Annotated in this window: 2 protein-coding genes and 1 pseudogene; 1 reads left to right on the top strand and 2 read right to left on the bottom strand. The window is 77.1% G+C overall.

Features of this window, described 5'->3' with window-relative positions:
- Both GTR02_RS21705 and GTR02_RS21700 read right to left on the bottom strand, forming a co-directional pair.
- A partial coding sequence (locus GTR02_RS21705; protein ID WP_166609539.1) for a hypothetical protein occupies nt 1-301 on the bottom strand: 301 nt, incomplete at its 3' end.
- A gap of 117 nt (nt 302-418) precedes the next feature.
- On the bottom strand, nt 419-1,009 hold the full coding sequence (locus GTR02_RS21700; RefSeq protein WP_166609538.1) for a hypothetical protein: 591 nt from the start codon (nt 1,007-1,009) through the stop codon (nt 419-421).
- Between the two features lie 125 nt (nt 1,010-1,134).
- Here GTR02_RS21700 and GTR02_RS21695 point away from each other — a divergent pair.
- Nucleotides 1,135-1,379: pseudogene (locus tag GTR02_RS21695) on the top strand (DUF4345 family protein); the annotation flags it as partial.

Below are 1,379 nucleotides of genomic sequence, written 5' to 3'. Positions count from 1 at the left end.
CGGTCAACGTCCGGGCGGTGGTGATGCGCTGGTGCGCGGTGGCGTCGGCGATCCGCAGGGCCGCGCACAGCTCGGAGGCGAGGACCTGCTCCCCGGTGAGCTGCACCGGGTCGGTGTCGTCGGCGGCCGCGAGGCCGGGGTGTTCCGCGACGCGGCGCCGCCGCAGTTCCTCGACGGCCCGAAGCCCCAGCGCGTCCAGCCGGCAGCGCTCCCGGTCCAGGGTGACCACCAGGTCGAGCAGCGCCTCGTCCCCGGCACCGGTGAGGGTGTCGGGAGCGGGCAGCGCGACCGGTTCGTACACGCGTTCGATCCTACCGAAAGGTCTGCGCTGCAACCAGAGTCACTTCCGTCACCTGCCCTGACGGTGCGCACCGGACCCGTCGACCGGGCAGGGACGACCTGCCTGATCACCGCGGGGTCAGGCGCGGATGACGTGCTCGCGACGGTCCCAGTGCCACTCGACGTCGCCGAGCTGGGCACGGGCGACGCAGTCCCCGTCGTGGCCGGCGGGCCGGCGGCACTCGACGCGGAAGCCGTCGACTCCGTCCTTGGCCTCCCCGGCCAGCCACGCCTGCTGCGAGCGCTGCACCCCGGAGCCCTCCACCGCGTCCGCCTGCACGCCGGAGGTGGGCAGCGCGTCGAACGCCCGCAGCGTGCGCAGGGCCGCGACGACCTCGGCGACCGGCCCGCCCGGCACCTCGGGCACCCACCGGCTGGACCCGCACACGGCCCCGGTGGCGGACCCGTCGAACACCACGGGGTGCCCGTCGGGCGCCTGGTGGGTGGCCGTCACCGTGGTGCCCGCGGCCCACCCGCCGCGGGCGGACCGCACCAGGTCCTCGAAGGAGGCGCTCATGTCCAGGACCTCGCCGCGGCGCAGCTTGAGGTAGAAGCGCGGGTAGCCCGCGAACCCGTCGACGTGCGCCGTGGGCGGTTCGGGAGCCCCGGCCGCCGCGATCCGCCGCTGCTGCCGGGTCTCGCGGTCCTGGACCGGGTCCCACCTGCGCACCGGTCCAGCATCGCACCCCAGCGACACCTCACCCCGGCGACACCGCACCCCAGCGACACCGCACCCCAGCGACACCGCACCCCGCCCGCTGTCGCCCGCCCGCGGCCAGTGCCAGGCTCGGGACCGTGAACCGCCCGGCCGCCCACCCCGCGCGGTGGCTCCCGGCCGCCGCGTACGCCGCCCTCGCCCTCGTCTCGCTCGTGCGCCCCGCCCTCGTCCCCGGCGTGTTCGGGGGGGCGGCCCCCACGGCCGCGGCCCGCTCGGAGATCCGCGCCGTGTACGCGGGGACCTCCGTCGGGCTCGCCGCCTCGCTCGTCGCGGCGCTGCGCACGCTGCGGGCGTTCGACGCGCTGCCCACCTCCGGCGTGCA

Source organism: Kineococcus siccus (assembly GCF_009906795.1).
Taxonomy (GTDB): domain Bacteria; phylum Actinomycetota; class Actinomycetes; order Actinomycetales; family Kineococcaceae; genus Kineococcus; species Kineococcus siccus.
The sequence above is the reverse complement of the archived record's forward strand: the minus strand, read 5'-3'. Positions and strand labels throughout refer to the sequence as shown.